Source organism: Blastococcus sp. SYSU D01042 (assembly GCF_054050515.1).
Window position 1 is genome coordinate 227,419 of record NZ_JBJGZM010000003.1, and the last position, 13,915, is coordinate 241,333.

The window sequence follows — 13,915 nt, forward strand, 5'->3', positions numbered from 1 at the left end:
TCGAGCACGCTGCGTCGTGTCGTCGTCACCCGGTCGGGTGACGCGCCGATCCACTTGTCGATCGGTCGACATAGGTGCACATCTGCCCAGGACGGATCGGTCCGTCTGTTCGATTCATCCATCGCTCCTGTCACGCCAGTCCCCTTACGCTCAGTGCCAGCTCGTGCGTGTTCAGTTGCCGGTGGGGAAGCCGGCGCCACGACACGGGCTAGGTCCGGAGACGAAGAAATGACCATGCCCCAGCGCCACGCCGCCACCGTCGTCCGCCCGGCAGTCCCCGGGCAGCGCCCGATGGGTCGCCCGATGCAGGCCTCCGCCGTCGCCCGTCCCGTGCCCGCCGCCCACCCGGCCGCCATGCCGATCGGCCGCCCCGCCGTCCCCGCGCCCCGCGCCGCCGTCACCTTCCTGACCGTCGCCGAGGTCGCCGCGATGATGCGCGTCTCCAAGATGACCGTGTACCGCCTCGTCCACGCCGGCGACCTGTCGGCCGTCCGCGTCGGCCGCTCGTTCCGCGTCCCGGAGCGCGCCGTGCAGGACTACCTGCGCGACGCCTACACCGACATCGCCTGAGCTACGAGATCGTCGTCCTCCGGACGACACCGCGGCCAGGAGCCGTCCCCCGGACAGCTGAGCCGCACCGTCGCGTCTGCACGGACCCCTCCGGGGCCCACTCGGCACGACACCTCCGTCTTCGAGTTCCCAGCCGCCCGCGGCAACGTCGCCGCGGGGCGGCTCGGGTACGCTCGGTCGCCGGGCGACACCGGAGCAAGGCCCCGCTGTCGCGTACGAGCTGATCATCTGCGACGAAGTCGGGAGCACCACGTGGGTTCTGTCATCAAGAAGCGGCGCAAGCGGATGGCGAAGAAGAAGCACCGCAAGCTGCTGAAGAAGACGCGCGTCCAGCGACGCAACAAGAAGTGAGCTGACGCTCGTGCCGCCCGCGGTCGTCCTGGTCACCGGTGTGAGCCGGTGGCTGGGTGGAGCGCTGGCGGCCGAGCTCGCGGCCGACCCCTCCATCGAGCGGGTCATCGGGGTGGACACCGTGCCCCCGTCGCCGGCCATGCTGCGCCGGCTGGGCCGCACCGAGTTCGTGCGGGCCGACATCCGCAACCCGCTGATCGGGAAGGTCATCGCGGCGGCGTCGGTGGACACCGTCGTGCACATGAACATCAGCTCGACCCCGGCCGGGTCGGGCGGGCGCACGCCGATGAAGGAGCTCAACGTCATCGGCACGATGCAGCTGCTCGCCGCCTGCCAGGCCGCGCCGTCGGTCCGGCGGTTCGTGCTCAAGTCGACGACCGCCGTCTACGGCGCCTCCTCGCGCGACCCCGCCGTCTTCACCGAGAAGATGCAGGCGCGGCAGGTCCCCTCCGGCGGCTTCGCCAAGGACAGCGTCGACATCGAGGGCTACGTGCGCTCCTTCGGGCGCCGGCGGCCCGACGTCGACATCGCCGTGCTGCGGTTCACCAACTTCATCGGCCCGCGGATCGACTCGCTGCTCACCGGGTTCCTGCGGATGCCCGTCGTCCCGACGGCGCTCGGGTACGACGCGCGCGTCCAGCTGCTGCACGAGGACGACGCCCTGGCGGTCCTCGTGCGCGCCACGACCGGCAACTTCGTGGGGACGGTCAACGTGGGCGGCGAGGGCACGCTGCTGCTCTCCCAGGCGATCCGCCGGCTGGGCCGGATCGAGGTCCCGCTGCCGACGCCGGCGCTGGGCTCGGTCGGCCGCGTCTCGCGCCGGTTCGGCTTCGTCGACTACTCACCGGAGCAGATGCGCTTCCTCAACTTCGGGCGGGTCGTGGACACCACCGTGCTGCGCACCGAGTTCGGCACGGTCCCGCGGTACACCACCGCCGAGGCGCTGGCCGACTACGCGACGACGGTGCCGCCGGTCGTCCCGCCGCAGCTGGTCGAGTCGACGTCCGCCCGCCTGCGCGCGGTGCTCACCGGTGTGGGCGACGCCGCGGCGAAGGTCGGCGAGCGGCTCCACCCGGCACCGCCGTCCCCGGGTCTGCGGGCGGTGCGCGATGCCTGAGGCGCGGGTGATCCCGCTGCGGCCGGACGACGACGAGCCGTTCGTCCCGCCGTCGCCCCCGGCCGGGTGGGAGGAGCAGCTCGCCGGCGGGCTGGAGTTCCTCCGCCGCCGGGTGACCGGCGACTACGCGACCGACGAGTTCGGCTTCGACCCCGACCTCACCGACCACGTGCTGCTGCCGATCCTGCGGCCGTTCTTCGAGAAGTGGTTCCGGGTCGAGACCCAGGGACTGGAGAACGTGCCCGCCGACAGCGGCGCGCTGCTGGTGGCCAACCACTCGGGCACCCTGCCGGTCGACGCGCTCATGACGACGGTGGCGCTGCACGACGAGCACCCGGCGCAGCGGCGGCTGCGGCTGCTCGGCGCCGACCTGGTCTTCGAGCTGCCCTTCTTCGGTTCCCTGTCGCGCAAGCTCGGGACCACGCTGGCCTGCAACGAGGACGCCGAGAGGCTGCTCACCGAGGGCGAGATCGTCGGCGTCTTCCCCGAGGGCTTCAAGGGCATCGGCAAGCCGTTCCACGAGCGCTACACGCTGCAGCGGTTCGGCCGCGGGGGTTTCGTCAGTGCTGCTCTGCGGACCGGGGCGCCGATCATCCCGTGCGCCATCGTGGGCGCCGAGGAGATCTACCCGATGCTCGGCAACGCCAAGGCGGCCGCGCGGCTGCTGGGCCTGCCCTACTTCCCGATCACCCCGACGTTCCCGCTGCTCGGCCCGCTGGGGCTGGTGCCGCTGCCGTCGAAGTGGCTGATCGCCTTCGGTGAGCCCATCGAGACGGCGTCCTACGGCCCAGCCGCCGCCGAGGACCCGATGCTCGTGTTCAACCTGACCGACCAGGTCCGCGAGACGATCCAGCAGTCGCTCTACCGCCTGCTCATGCAGCGCAAGGGCGTCTTCGGCTAGCGGAAGAGGCTGGAACGGCCGCCCTTCAGGGAGCCCGCGGCGAGCTTGCGAGTCGTGGGGAGAAGGGCGGTCCTTTCATTGCTGCGGCGACGCAGGGCGAGCGCGCCGCCGACCAGGCCACCGGACAGCGCGGCGGCGGCGACCGTCGGGACGCCGATCTTGGCGGCCTTGCGCCCGGTGCGGAAGTCGCGCACCGTCCAGCCCCGCGCCTTGGCGACGGCGCGCAGCTCGGTGTCGGGGTTGACCGCGACGGCCGTGCCCACCAGCGAGAGCATCGGCAGGTCGTTGGCCGAGTCGCTGTAGGCGGTGCAGCGGGACAGGTCCAGGCCCTCGCGCTCGGCCAGGGCGAGCACCGCCTCCGCCTTCGCCGGCCCGTGCATGAGCTCGCCGACCAGCCGGCCGGTGTACTGGCCGTCGACCACCTCGGCGACCGTGCCGAGCGCGCCGGTGAGGCCGAGCCGGTGGGCGATGATCGAGGCGAGCTCGACCGGGGTCGCGGTGACCAGCCAGACGCGCTGGCCGTTGTCCAGGTGCTGCTGGGCGAGCGCCCGCGTGCCGGCCCAGATCCGGTCGGCCATCAGCTCGTCGTAGATCTCCTCGCTGGCCTGCACGATCTCCGACACCGGCCGCCCGGCCACGAACGCCAGGGCGTTCTCCCGGATGGTCAGCATGTCGTCGGGGTTGCCCTCGTTGCCGCCGATCCGGAACTTGGCCTGCTGCCAGACGAAGCCGAGCATGTCGCGGGTCGAGAAGTACTTGCGGGCGGCCAGGCCGCGGGCGAACCAGAAGAGCGAGGCGCCCATCATCATCGTGTTGTCGACGTCGAAGAACGCGGCCGCGGTGCGGTCCGGCTCGACGGCCGGCGGCGGCTCGACGTCGGCCGCGGCGGCCGACGCGGCGCCGGCCACGTGCGCCCGGGTCTCCTCCGGGCCCGCGTCGGCGGGCAGGACGAGGAGGTCCTTGCGGCTGCGGAAGGGCAGTCGCGGCACGGGTGTCCTCCCTGCGATCCGGTCGGCCCGAGAGGGCGCGACGCCGACGGGGACGACCCTAGCCGTCCCGGGCCGGGCCGCCGAGACCGATGCTCAGCACCGCCCGACCTGCAGCAGCGACGGCACGTCCAGGCAGGGCAGGGGCAGCGGCACGGCGACCACCGGAGGCGGGGTGGCGCTCGTCGGGGCGGGGGTCGCCGGCGGCGGCACCACGGGGGTCAGCAGCGGCGGCAGCAGCCCGCCGCCCGGCGTCGACGGGCGCGGCGCCGGGGCGGTCGGCGGCGCCGTGAGGACGGGCGGCGCCTGCGGGGCCGGGGCGATGGTGGGCGCGGGAGCGGCGGTCGTGGCCGGGGGCACCGCCGGTCCGCCGGGGTCCGGCGCGGGGGCCGGCGCCGGGCGGGTCCCGGGCGCCGGGACCGCGGCTCCGCCGGTGCCGGGGGACTCCACGGGCGAGGCGGGCGCGGGCAGGCACCCGGCGGGCACGGGACCGAGCCGGTCGGTGCCCGTCGGGGCGGCGCCGGCCGGGCAGGCGAGCACCGCGCGCAGGCCGTCGGCCCGCGCGGTGATCTCCCGGAGCAGGCCCAGCGAGCGGTCGACGTCGTCCGCGGCGGGGGCCGGCAGCACGCCGCGGGCGGCGTCGAGCTGCGCGGACTGCTCGGCGGCCCAGCCCGAGAGCCGGTCCAGGGGTGCGGGGTCGGCGACGTCGAGGGCCCGCGCGGCGAACCACGAGGCACCGTCGGTGGTCTGCCGGTCCATCGTGCCGAGCGTCGCCTCCGCCAACGAGGCGTCGCCGTCGAGGTCGGCCAGCTCGTCCAGCCGGGTGCGCGCCAGGTCGAGCAGCACCTGGCCGCGCGAGTCGCCGGCCAGCGCCAGCTGCGTCTGCTCGGTGCCCCGCTTGAGGCCGTAGAGGACGTCGCCGGGGCCGGCCCCGGTGGACAGCGCCACCAGCGTGGCGAACGAGGTCACGGTCAGTGCCGCCCCCGCCAGACCGGCGGTCAACCGGGTGCGCCAGCGGCCGGTGGGGGCGTCGGGTGCGCGGGCGGCCAGCAGCCGGCGCACCGGCGAGGGCCGGACCGGCTCCGGCGTGCGGACGGCGGCCATCGCGACCAGCCGCTGCCGCGTCGCCTGGCGGAACGCCGGGTCGGGCTCGGCGTCCAGGTGCGGTGCGAGCCCCTGCAGCAGGGCGACGACGCGGGTCTCGTCGGCTTCCCGGCCAGCACGACGGGACGGCGCCGCGTCGCTCGCGTGCGTGGTCACGGGGTCCCTCCTGTCGTGGTTCGGGCGGGGCGCACCTGCCCTCGCGCACCGGACAACGAGACGGGACGACGGGAGGTTACGGGGCGATACCTGATAATCGGGGTCACCGCAACTCGTCCGGCAGGAGACCGGCCAGGCGGCGCACGGCGCGGTGCTGCAGCGCCTTGATCGCGCCGTCCTTCTTGCCCATGACCTGCGCGGTCTCGGCGACCGACAGGCCGTGGATGAAGCGCAGGACGATGCACTCCTGCTGCTCGCTGCCCAGCTGCTGGACGCAGGCCAGCAGCTCGCGGTTGGTCAGGTGCGCCACGACGGCGTCCTCGGGCCCGTCGGTGGCGCGGTCGGCGTCGCGCATGTCCGCGGTCGCGACCTCGAGGCGGTAGCGGCTGCTCTTCACGTGGTCGAGGACGATGTTGCGGGCGATGGTGACCAGCCAGGCGCCGACGTCGCGCCCCTGGAAGCTCAGCGAGTCGATCCGGCGCAGCGCCCGCACGAACGTCTCGCTGGTGACGTCCTCGGCGGTGGCCCGGTCGCCGACGCGGTTGTGCACGTACCGGTACACCAGTGGGACGTAGTGGTCGTAGAGCAGGCCGAACGCCTCGGCGTCGCCGGCCTGGGTGCGCCGCACCCACTCCCAGACGTCGGGGCCGTCGTCCGGCGGCTGCGGTGCGACGTCCGCCGCGGCGGCCGCCACCGCCGGGACGTCGGTGGCGGTGGTGGTCGGCTCGGCGAAGGCCTCGCTGCTCGCCCGCGGGAAGGGGGTCGGCCGCGGGCGCGGCGAGGGCCGCGGACGGGGGGAGGGCGACGGCCGCCGGGCAGCGGGGGAGGCCGGCTGCTCGGCGTCCAGGGGTTGCGGCATGCGGGCGGAGACCTCCTCGTCGGCCCGCGGACCTGGACCGTTCCCTCCCCGTCGTGCACGCGCGCACCGGCGCGTGAGCTGCGGGGTTCGTCCCATGGTGACAACATCGCCCCTGCCCGTCCACGCCAGCCGCCGGACGCACCGCCGGGGAACCCGGTGCAGCGCGAGGCCCGCTCCACCGGAGGAGATGTGCAGGACCTCGAGGCAGGGACGTCGCTGGCCGCGCTCGTGCGGTCCGCGGCCCGGTCGCGCCCGGACGCGCCGGCCGTGGTCACCCGGGACGAGCGGCTCACCTGGGCCGAGCTCGACGCCGCCGTCGACCGGGCCGCCGCCGGGTACGCCGCGCGCGACCTGCGGGCCGGGGACCGCGTGGCCGTCCAGCTGCCCAACGGCCTGCCGTGGCTGCGCGCGGTGCTGGGCGCGCTGCGGGCGGGGCTGGTGGTCGTGCCGGTCAACACCGCCTACACCGAGCCCGAGCTCGAGTACGTGCTCACCGACTCGGGGGCCGCGCTGCTGGTGGGCCCCGCGGAGCGCGACGACGTCGCCGGCGTGCCGGTGTGCCCCGGGGCGCCGGAGGCCGACGCCGCGCCGCCCGCCATCGCCGACGACCCCGCCGCGCTGGCCTTCCTCTGCTACACGAGCGGCACGACCGGACGCCCGCGCGGCGCGATGCTGACCTCCGGCGCGCTGCGGGCCAACCAGGAGCAGTGCCTGGCCATGGACCCGCCGCCGGTGCGCCCCGACGACCGGGTGCTGCTCGTGCTCCCGCTGTTCCACGTCTACGGCCTCAACGCCGGCTTCGGCATGGTCGCCGCCGCCGGGGCCTGCGCCGTGCTGGAGGAGGGCTTCGACCCGCGCGCCACCCTCCAGGTCATGGCCGACGAGCGGATCAGCGCCGTGCCGGGGGCGCCGCCGATGTACCAGGCCTGGCTGGCGGTGGCCGACGCCGCCGGCAACGACGCCGAGCTGCGCCGCGCCTTCGCCTCCGTGCGGCTCGCCTCGTCCGGTGCGGCACCGCTGCCCGAGGAGGTGTGGACGGCGATGCGCGAGCGGGCCGCGGTCACCGTCTGGGAGGGCTACGGGCTCACCGAGGCCGCGCCCGTCGTGGCCAGCACCCTCGCCACCGGTCGCGCCAAGCCCGACTGCATCGGCGGCCCGCTGCCCGGCATCGAGGTGGTCCTGCGCGACACCGCCGACACCGCCGACCCGAGCGACATCGACGACGCCGTACCGGCCGACGGCGAGTCGCGGGCCGGCGCGGAGGAGGAGGGCCCCGACGACGGCCCGGGGGAGGGCCCCGGCGAGCTGTGGATCCGCGGGCCGAACCTCTTCTCCGGCTACTGGCCCGACGGCGCCGACGGCCCCGACGCCGACGGCTGGCTGGGCACCGGCGACCTCGCCTACCGCGACGCCGAGGGCGACCTGCACCTGGTCGACCGGCGCAGCGACCTGATCCTCGTCAGCGGCTTCAACGTCTACCCCGCCGAGGTGGAGCGGGTGCTCGACGCGCACCCGGCGGTCGCCGAGAGCGCGGTCATCGGCGTGCCCGACCCCCGCACGGGGGCCGCGGTGCGCGCGGTGGTGGCCCTGGAGCCCGGCCAGCGGATCACCATCGAGGAGCTGCGCGAGCACGCCGCGGGCTCGCTGGCCCGGTACAAGGTGCCGACCTCGGTGCACTTCCTGCCGAGCCTCCCGCACTCCCTGACCGGGAAGGTCAGCCGCGCCCGGCTCCGCGAGCTCGGCCTGACCGACGCGGAGGACGCGGCCGGTGGCTGACCCGGGGAACCGGCTGCAGCTGCTGACCCGCGCCGGCTGCCACCTGTGCGAGGTGGCCGGCGAGACGCTGGACCGGATCGCGGCCGACGCCGGGCTCGTGGTCCAGCGGGTCGACGTGGACGCCGACCCCGAGCTGCAGGCGGAGTTCGGAGACCGGGTGCCGGTGGTGCTCCTGGACGGCCGCGAGCACTCCTACTTCACCGTCGACGTGCCCCGGCTGCGCCGCGACCTCGGTCAGGGAGTCGGCTGAACCACCGGTGAACGGGCGGTGCACGGCCCCCGGCGGGGTGGTGTCCGCCACAGCGCCACCCGAACGGGCCGGTCAGCGCGCCGACGTGGCGTCGGCGACTTTGTTCCAGCGTTCACAAGCGGCTACCGTGGCCAGCGCGGGCAGAACAGTGCCCGCGCACGAGGAACCTGAACCTTGTCGCCGTCGTCGTCATTGTGCGTGCCTCGCCCGCCCCGGTCGTCACCGGGCCCCCGGGCGCGGCCGCTGTGGAGAGCCCGTTGATGCAGCCGCGGCCCCGGACCATCCCGGAGGCCACCGTCGCCCGCCTGGCCGTGTACCTCCGGGTGCTCAGCACGCTGGCCGACGGCGGCCGGAGCACCGTCTCCTCCAACGAGCTCGCATCCGCCGCCGGCGTCAACCCGGCCGGCCTGCGCAAGGACCTCTCGCACCTCGGCCCGTGCGGCGTCCGCGGGGTCGGCTACGACGTCGGCGCGCTGCGCGACCGGCTCACCCGGGTGCTCGGCGTCGAGCGGTCGCTGGCCTGCGTGCTGGTCGGCATCGGAAACCTCGGCTCGGCCCTGGCCGACTACGCCGGCTTCGGCACCCGCGGGTTCGAGTTCGTCGGGCTCTTCGACGCCTTGCCCGCGCGCATCGGCCAGCGGATCGGCGAGCTGGAGATCCGCGGCCTCGACGAGCTCGACGACGTGGTCACCGCGACCGGCGCCTCCATCGGGGTCATCACGACACCGGCCGACGTGGCCCAGCCGGTCTGCGACCGGCTGGCGGCGGCCGGGGTGAGGAGCATCTTGAACTTCGCACCGGTGACGCTCGCCGCCCCCGACGGCGTCGACGTCCGCAAGGTCGACCTCTCCGTCGAGCTGCAGGTGCTGGCGTTCCTCGGCCAGCAGCGGCTCGTCCCGTCCGGCGTGGGGGAGTCGGCATGAGCCTCCTGGCGGTGGGCATCAGCCACCGGACCGCTCCCGTCGCGCTGCTCGAGCAGTTCGCGATGACCGACGACGACCGGGTCAAGGCGCTGCACGAGCTGGTCGACGGCGACCACGTCGCCGAGGCCCTGGTGCTGGCCACCTGCAACCGGATCGAGGTCTTCGCCGAGGTCGAGCGCTTCCACGGCGGCGTCACCGACGTCAGCCGGGTGCTCGCCCGGCAGGCCGGCGCCTCGGTCGAGGAGCTGTCCCCGTACGTCACCGTCCACTACGAGGACCAGGCCGTCGCGCACCTGTTCACCGTCGCCGCCGGGCTGGACTCGATGGTCGTCGGCGAGACGCAGGTCCTCGGCCAGCTGCGCGCGGCCTACGCGCTCGCCCGCGAGGAGGGCACCGTCGGGCGCGCCCTGCACCCGATCGCCCAGCGGGCGCTGCGCGTCGGGAAGCGGGTCCACTCCGAGACCGGCATCGACCGCGCCGGGGCCTCGCTGGTGTCGGTCGCGCTGGACCGTGCCGAGGCCCGCATCGGCGACCTCGCCGGCCGCCGCGCGCTCGTCGTCGGTGCCGGCTCGATGGGCGCCCTGGCGGCGACCACGCTGGCCCGCCGCGGCGCCGACGTCGTCATCGGCAGCCGCACGCACACCTCCGCGCAGCGGCTGGCCACGACGCTGGGCGGCCGCGCGATCGAGCTGGCCGACGCGGCCGAGGAGCTGGTCGAGGCCGACGTGCTCGTCTCCTGCACCGGGGCGTCCGGCATCGTCGTGAGCACCGACGCCGTCGCCACCGCCATGGCGCGGCGCGACGGCCGGCCGATCGCCGTGGTCGACCTCGCGCTGCCCCGGGACGTCGACCCCGGCGTCGCCGCCCTGCCCGGCGTGCACGTCGTCGACCTCGCCCTGCTGCAGGGGGAGCGGGTGGCCGCCCGCGAGTCCGGCCTGCCCTCGGCCGGGCCGGTCGCGGCCGACGACATCGCCGCCGCGCACGCGATGATCGAGGCCGAGGCCGCGCTGCTGCGCGCCGAGCAGCAGGCCGCCGCCGTGGCCCCCACCGTGTCGGCGCTGCGCAGCCAGGCCGCCGAGGTGGTCGACGCCGAGCTGCTGCGGCTCTCCGCCCGGCTGCCCGACCTCGACCCCCGCTCCCGGCAGGAGATCGCCCGCACCGTCCGCCGGGTGGTCGACAAGCTGCTGCACGAGCCCACCGTGCGGGTGAAGGAGCTCGCCGCCGCTCCCGGCGGCACCGACTACGCCGGCGCCCTGCGGGCGCTGTTCGGCCTGGGCATCGACGCCGAGGTCGCGGCCGACACCGCCAGCCTGGCCGACGCCGTCACCGTCGACCCCGAGCGCGCCGGGGGTGCCGCGTGACCACGACGACCACCCCGACCGAGGCGGACCCGGGCACCGCCGTGCTCCGCCTGGGCACCCGCGCCAGCGCCCTGGCCCGCACCCAGTCGCAGGGCGTGGCCGACGCCATCACCGCCGCCACCGGCACCCCGGTGGAGCTGGTGCACATCACCACCGAGGGCGACCGCTCGCAGGCCGCGATCGCGCAGCTCGGCGGTACGGGCGTCTTCGTCACGGCGCTGCGCGACGCGCTGCTCGCCGGCGAGATCGACCTCGCCGTGCACAGCTACAAGGACCTCCCGACCGCACCCGAGCCCGGGCTGATCCTCGCCGCCGTCCCGCCCCGCGAGGACCCGCGCGACGCGCTCGTCGCCCGCGACGGGCTCACCCTCGGCGAGCTGCCGGCCGGGTCCACCGTGGGCACCGGCGCGCCCCGCCGCGTCGCCCAGCTGCGCGCGCTCGGCCTGGGCCTGGAGGTCGTGCCGATCCGCGGCAACGTCGACACCCGCCTGGGCCGGGTCGCGGGCTCCGCCACCGGTCCCGGCGACCTGGACGCCGTCGTCCTGGCGCGGGCCGGGCTGTCCCGGCTGGGCCGCCTCGACGTCATCACCGAGACCCTCGACCCGCTGCAGGTGCTCCCCGCCCCCGCGCAGGGCGCTCTCGCCGTCGAGTGCCGGACCAGCGACGCCCGCACCCGCGAGCTGCTCGGCCGGCTCGAGGACTCCCGGACCCGCGCCTGCGCCCTCGCCGAGCGGAGCACGCTGGCCACCCTCGAGGCCGGCTGCAGCGCGCCGGTCGCCGCCTACGCCGAGGTGGCCGAGGGCGAGGACGGCCCCGAGCTCTTCCTGCGCGCCTCGGTGACCGCCCTCGACGGCAGCGACGGCGTCCGCGGCTCCCTCACCGGGCCGCTGGCCGACGCCGCGGCGCTGGGCCGCGCGCTGGCCGCAGACCTGCTCGACCGCGGCGCGGCCGAGCTCATGGCGGCGAGCCGGTAGTGCCCGCCACCCCTTCGACCCCCGCAACAAAGGCCCTCCGGGCCAGGATCAGGAGCACGCGATGACGCGCTTCCGCAAGACCGTCGGCAGCACCGGCCGGGTCGTCTTCGTCGGCGCCGGACCGGGCGACCCCGGCATGCTGACCGCCCGCGCCACCGCGGCGCTGACCGAGGCCGCCCAGGTCCTCGTCGGCGTCGACGTACCGGCCGCCCTCCAGGAGGCCGTCCAGGCGCTCAACCCCGCCGCCGAGCTCGTCCCGGTGAGCGGCGAGCCGGCCGAGATCGCCAAGACCGCGGTCGCCGCGGCCAAGAGCGGCGCCGTCGTCGTCCGGCTGGTCGCCGGCGACCCGTACACCGACGACGAGGCGATCAAGGAGGTGCAGGCCGTCGGCCGCACCTCGATCGGCTTCGACGTCGTCCCCGGCGTCGCGCCGGCGACCGCGGTCCCCGCCTTCGCCGGCGTCGCCGCGGGCAGCACCGCGCTGACCGCCGACCTGGCCAGCGGCGTGGACCTCGGCGCGCTGGCCGCGGCCGCCTCGTCCACCGGCGGCACCCTGGTGCTCCGCGCCGCCGTCGAGGAGCTCCCCGACGCCGCCGGCCGGCTGGTCGAGGGCGGCCTGTCCGGGAACACGCCGGTCGTCGTCACCACCGCCGGCTCGCAGACGTCGCAGAAGAGCGTCGTCGCCAAGCTGACCGCCGTCGCCGAGAAGGCGGCCGGGCTGGACTCCTTCTCCGGCACCGTGGTGGTCACCGTGGGCGCGGCCGTCGACAAGCGCGCCCGCATGTCGTGGTGGGAGAGCCGCCCGCTGTTCGGCTGGCGGGTGCTGGTGCCCCGCACCAAGGACCAGGCCGGCGAGATGAGCGACCGGCTGCGCGCCTACGGCGCCGTGCCGGTCGAGGTGCCCACCATCGCCGTGGAGCCCCCGCGCAGCCCGGCGCAGATGGACCGCGCCGTCAAGGGCCTGGTGACCGGCCGCTACGGCTGGATCGTGTTCACCTCGTTCAACGCGGTGAAGGCCGTCCGCGAGAAGTTCGCCGAGCTGGGCCTGGACGCCCGTGCCTTCGCCGGCGTCAAGGTCGCCTGCGTCGGCGAGCAGACCGCCGAGGCCGTGCGCGCGTTCGGCATCGTGCCCGAGCTGGTGCCGGCGGGCGAGCAGTCCAGCCAGGGCCTGCTGGCCGAGTTCCCCGAGTACGACGACGTCCTCGACCCGATCGACCGCGTGCTCCTGCCGCACGCCGACATCGCCACCGAGGTGCTCGCCGCCGGGCTGGTCGAGCGCGGCTGGGAGGTCGACGACGTCACCGCGTACCGCACCGTCCGCGCCGCCCCGCCGGCCGCGTCGGTCCGCGAGGCGATCAAGGGCGGCGGCTTCGACGCCGTCTGCTTCACCTCGTCGAGCACGGTGCGCAACCTCGTCGGCATCGCCGGCAAGCCGCACGCGAAGACCGTGGTCGCCGTGATCGGGCCGCAGACCGCGGCCAGCGCGCAGGAGTTCGGCCTGCGCGTCGACGTGCAGCCCGAGACGGCCGCCGTCGCGCCGCTGGTGGACGCCCTGGCCGAGTACGCCCTGTCGCTGCGCGAGTCGGAGGACGGCGAGGGCAAGTGAGCGCCGGCTTCGCGCGCGGGCGCCGGCTCCGGTCGACGCCCGCGCTGCGGCGGCTCACCGCGCAGACCCGGGTGGCCCCGGCCGACCTGGTGCTGCCGGTCTTCGTCAAGCAGGACCTCGCCGAGCCGGTGCCGATCGGCTCCATGCCCGGCGTCGTCCAGCACTCCCTGGACTCGCTGCGCAAGGCCGCGCACGAGGCGGCCGAGGCCGGCATCGGCGGGCTGATGCTCTTCGGCATCCCGGCCGAGAAGGACCCGGTCGGGTCGCAGGCCGACGCCGCGGACGGCATCGTCAACGTGGCGCTGCAGCAGCTGCGCTCCGACCTCGGCGACGAACTGGTGCTCATGGCCGACCTCTGCCTGTGCGAGTACACCGACCACGGGCACTGCGGCGTCGTGACGCCGGCCGGTGTCGTCGACAACGACCCGACGCTGGACCGCTACGCAGCGGTGGCCATCGCCCAGGCGCAGGCCGGCGCCCACCTCGTCGCCCCCAGCGGGATGATGGACGGCCAGGTCGCGGCCATCCGGGCCGGGCTGGACAGCGCCGCGTTCACCGAGGTGCCCATCCTGGCCTACGCCGCCAAGTACGCCTCGGGGTTCTACGGGCCCTTTCGCGAGGCGGCCGAGGGTGCGCCGCAGTTCGGCGACCGCTCGACCTACCAGATGGACCCGCCCAACGCCGCCGAGGCGCTGCGCGAGGTGGCGCAGGACCTCGCCGAGGGCGCGGACGCCGTCATGGTGAAGCCCGCGCTGCCCTACCTGGACATCGTCCGGCAGGTCGCCGACGCGGTGCAGGTGCCGGTGTCGGCGTACCAGGTCAGCGGCGAGTACGCGATGCTCGAGGCGGCCGCGGCCAACGGCTGGGTGGACCGCGAGCGGGCGATCCTCGAGACGCTGGTCGCCATCCGCCGGGCGGGTGCCGGGCAGGTGCTCACCTACTGGGCGGTCGAGGCCGCGCGCTGGCTGGCCCGCGGCTGAC

General features: G+C 75.6%; 14 protein-coding genes. 11 read left to right on the forward strand and 3 right to left on the reverse strand.

Annotated features, from left to right (window positions below; all coding sequences use genetic code 11):
• Nucleotides 1-234 precede the first annotated feature (234 nt).
• The 4 genes from ACI79H_RS07735 (at nucleotide 235) to ACI79H_RS07750 (ending at nucleotide 2,939) form a co-directional block, all read left to right on the forward strand.
• The gene (locus ACI79H_RS07735; protein WP_456553801.1) at nucleotides 235-570 is read left to right on the forward strand and encodes a helix-turn-helix domain-containing protein; all 336 of its coding nucleotides are present in this window, start codon (nucleotides 235-237) and stop codon (nucleotides 568-570) included.
• Between the two features lie 252 nt (nucleotides 571-822).
• Complete coding sequence (locus ACI79H_RS07740) at nucleotides 823-921, forward strand: 30S ribosomal protein bS22 (RefSeq protein ID WP_012854759.1); 99 nt, start codon at nucleotides 823-825, stop codon at nucleotides 919-921.
• Nucleotides 922-931: 10 nt separating this feature from the next.
• A complete protein-coding gene (locus tag ACI79H_RS07745; protein WP_456553802.1) occupies nucleotides 932-2,038 on the forward strand; it encodes an NAD-dependent epimerase/dehydratase family protein in 1,107 nt (368 codons plus the stop codon).
• A complete protein-coding gene (locus ACI79H_RS07750) occupies nucleotides 2,031-2,939 on the forward strand; it encodes a lysophospholipid acyltransferase family protein (RefSeq protein ID WP_456553803.1) in 909 nt (302 codons plus the stop codon). Before ACI79H_RS07745 ends, ACI79H_RS07750 begins: the two co-directional genes overlap by 8 nt.
• Here the strand turns inward: ACI79H_RS07750 and ACI79H_RS07755 are convergent.
• From ACI79H_RS07755 to ACI79H_RS07765, 3 genes are all read right to left on the reverse strand, one after another.
• A complete protein-coding gene (locus tag ACI79H_RS07755) occupies nucleotides 2,936-3,928 on the reverse strand; it encodes an HAD family hydrolase (RefSeq protein WP_456553804.1) in 993 nt (330 codons plus the stop codon). The genes ACI79H_RS07750 and ACI79H_RS07755 overlap by 4 nt on opposite strands.
• Before the next feature lie 93 nt (nucleotides 3,929-4,021).
• The gene (locus ACI79H_RS07760) at nucleotides 4,022-5,185 is read right to left on the reverse strand and encodes a DUF5667 domain-containing protein (RefSeq protein WP_456553805.1); all 1,164 of its coding nucleotides are present in this window, start codon (nucleotides 5,183-5,185) and stop codon (nucleotides 4,022-4,024) included.
• Between the two features lie 103 nt (nucleotides 5,186-5,288).
• Nucleotides 5,289-6,044, reverse strand: coding sequence for a sigma-70 family RNA polymerase sigma factor (locus tag ACI79H_RS07765; protein ID WP_456553806.1), 756 nt, complete (start codon nucleotides 6,042-6,044; stop codon nucleotides 5,289-5,291).
• 156 nt (nucleotides 6,045-6,200) lie between these two features.
• Between ACI79H_RS07765 and ACI79H_RS07770 the strand changes: the two genes are divergently transcribed.
• The 7 genes from ACI79H_RS07770 to hemB all read left to right on the forward strand — a co-directional run bounded on the left by ACI79H_RS07770 (nucleotide 6,201) and on the right by hemB (nucleotide 13,914).
• Nucleotides 6,201-7,820: an AMP-binding protein gene (locus tag ACI79H_RS07770; protein WP_456553807.1), complete on the forward strand. Its 1,620-nt coding sequence runs from the start codon at nucleotides 6,201-6,203 to the stop codon at nucleotides 7,818-7,820.
• Complete coding sequence (locus tag ACI79H_RS07775) at nucleotides 7,813-8,070, forward strand: glutaredoxin family protein (RefSeq protein WP_456553808.1); 258 nt, start codon at nucleotides 7,813-7,815, stop codon at nucleotides 8,068-8,070. The genes ACI79H_RS07770 and ACI79H_RS07775 overlap by 8 nt, the downstream gene beginning before the upstream one ends.
• A 260-nt stretch (nucleotides 8,071-8,330) precedes the next feature.
• Entirely contained in the window at nucleotides 8,331-8,993 is a 663-nt protein-coding gene (locus ACI79H_RS07780; RefSeq protein WP_456553809.1) for a redox-sensing transcriptional repressor Rex, read from the forward strand.
• The gene (locus ACI79H_RS07785; RefSeq protein WP_456553810.1) at nucleotides 8,990-10,354 is read left to right on the forward strand and encodes a glutamyl-tRNA reductase; all 1,365 of its coding nucleotides are present in this window, start codon (nucleotides 8,990-8,992) and stop codon (nucleotides 10,352-10,354) included. The genes ACI79H_RS07780 and ACI79H_RS07785 overlap by 4 nt, the downstream gene beginning before the upstream one ends.
• On the forward strand, nucleotides 10,351-11,328 hold the full coding sequence (gene hemC / locus ACI79H_RS07790) for a hydroxymethylbilane synthase (protein WP_456553811.1): 978 nt from the start codon (nucleotides 10,351-10,353) through the stop codon (nucleotides 11,326-11,328). Before ACI79H_RS07785 ends, hemC begins: the two co-directional genes overlap by 4 nt.
• A 61-nt stretch (nucleotides 11,329-11,389) precedes the next feature.
• The gene (locus tag ACI79H_RS07795) at nucleotides 11,390-12,934 is read left to right on the forward strand and encodes a uroporphyrinogen-III synthase (RefSeq protein WP_456553812.1); all 1,545 of its coding nucleotides are present in this window, start codon (nucleotides 11,390-11,392) and stop codon (nucleotides 12,932-12,934) included.
• Entirely contained in the window at nucleotides 12,931-13,914 is a 984-nt protein-coding gene (hemB, locus tag ACI79H_RS07800) for a porphobilinogen synthase (RefSeq protein WP_456553813.1), read from the forward strand. Before ACI79H_RS07795 ends, hemB begins: the two co-directional genes overlap by 4 nt.
• The last annotated feature ends 1 nt before the right edge of the window (nucleotide 13,915 follow it).

Bases quoted from the DNA above. Each gene is read 5' to 3' on its own strand.
- ACI79H_RS07735 (WP_456553801.1), top strand. From the start codon at position 235: ATGCCCCAGCGCCACGCCGCCACCGTCGTCCGCCCGGCAGTCCCCGGG.
- ACI79H_RS07750 (WP_456553803.1), top strand. From the start codon at position 2,031: ATGCCTGAGGCGCGGGTGATCCCGCTGCGGCCGGACGACGACGAGCCG.
- ACI79H_RS07765 (WP_456553806.1), bottom strand. From the start codon at position 6,044: ATGCCGCAACCCCTGGACGCCGAGCAGCCGGCCTCCCCCGCTGCCCGG.
- ACI79H_RS07780 (WP_456553809.1), top strand. From the start codon at position 8,331: ATGCAGCCGCGGCCCCGGACCATCCCGGAGGCCACCGTCGCCCGCCTG.
- ACI79H_RS07785 (WP_456553810.1), top strand. From the start codon at position 8,990: ATGAGCCTCCTGGCGGTGGGCATCAGCCACCGGACCGCTCCCGTCGCG.
- ACI79H_RS07795 (WP_456553812.1), top strand. From the start codon at position 11,390: ATGACGCGCTTCCGCAAGACCGTCGGCAGCACCGGCCGGGTCGTCTTC.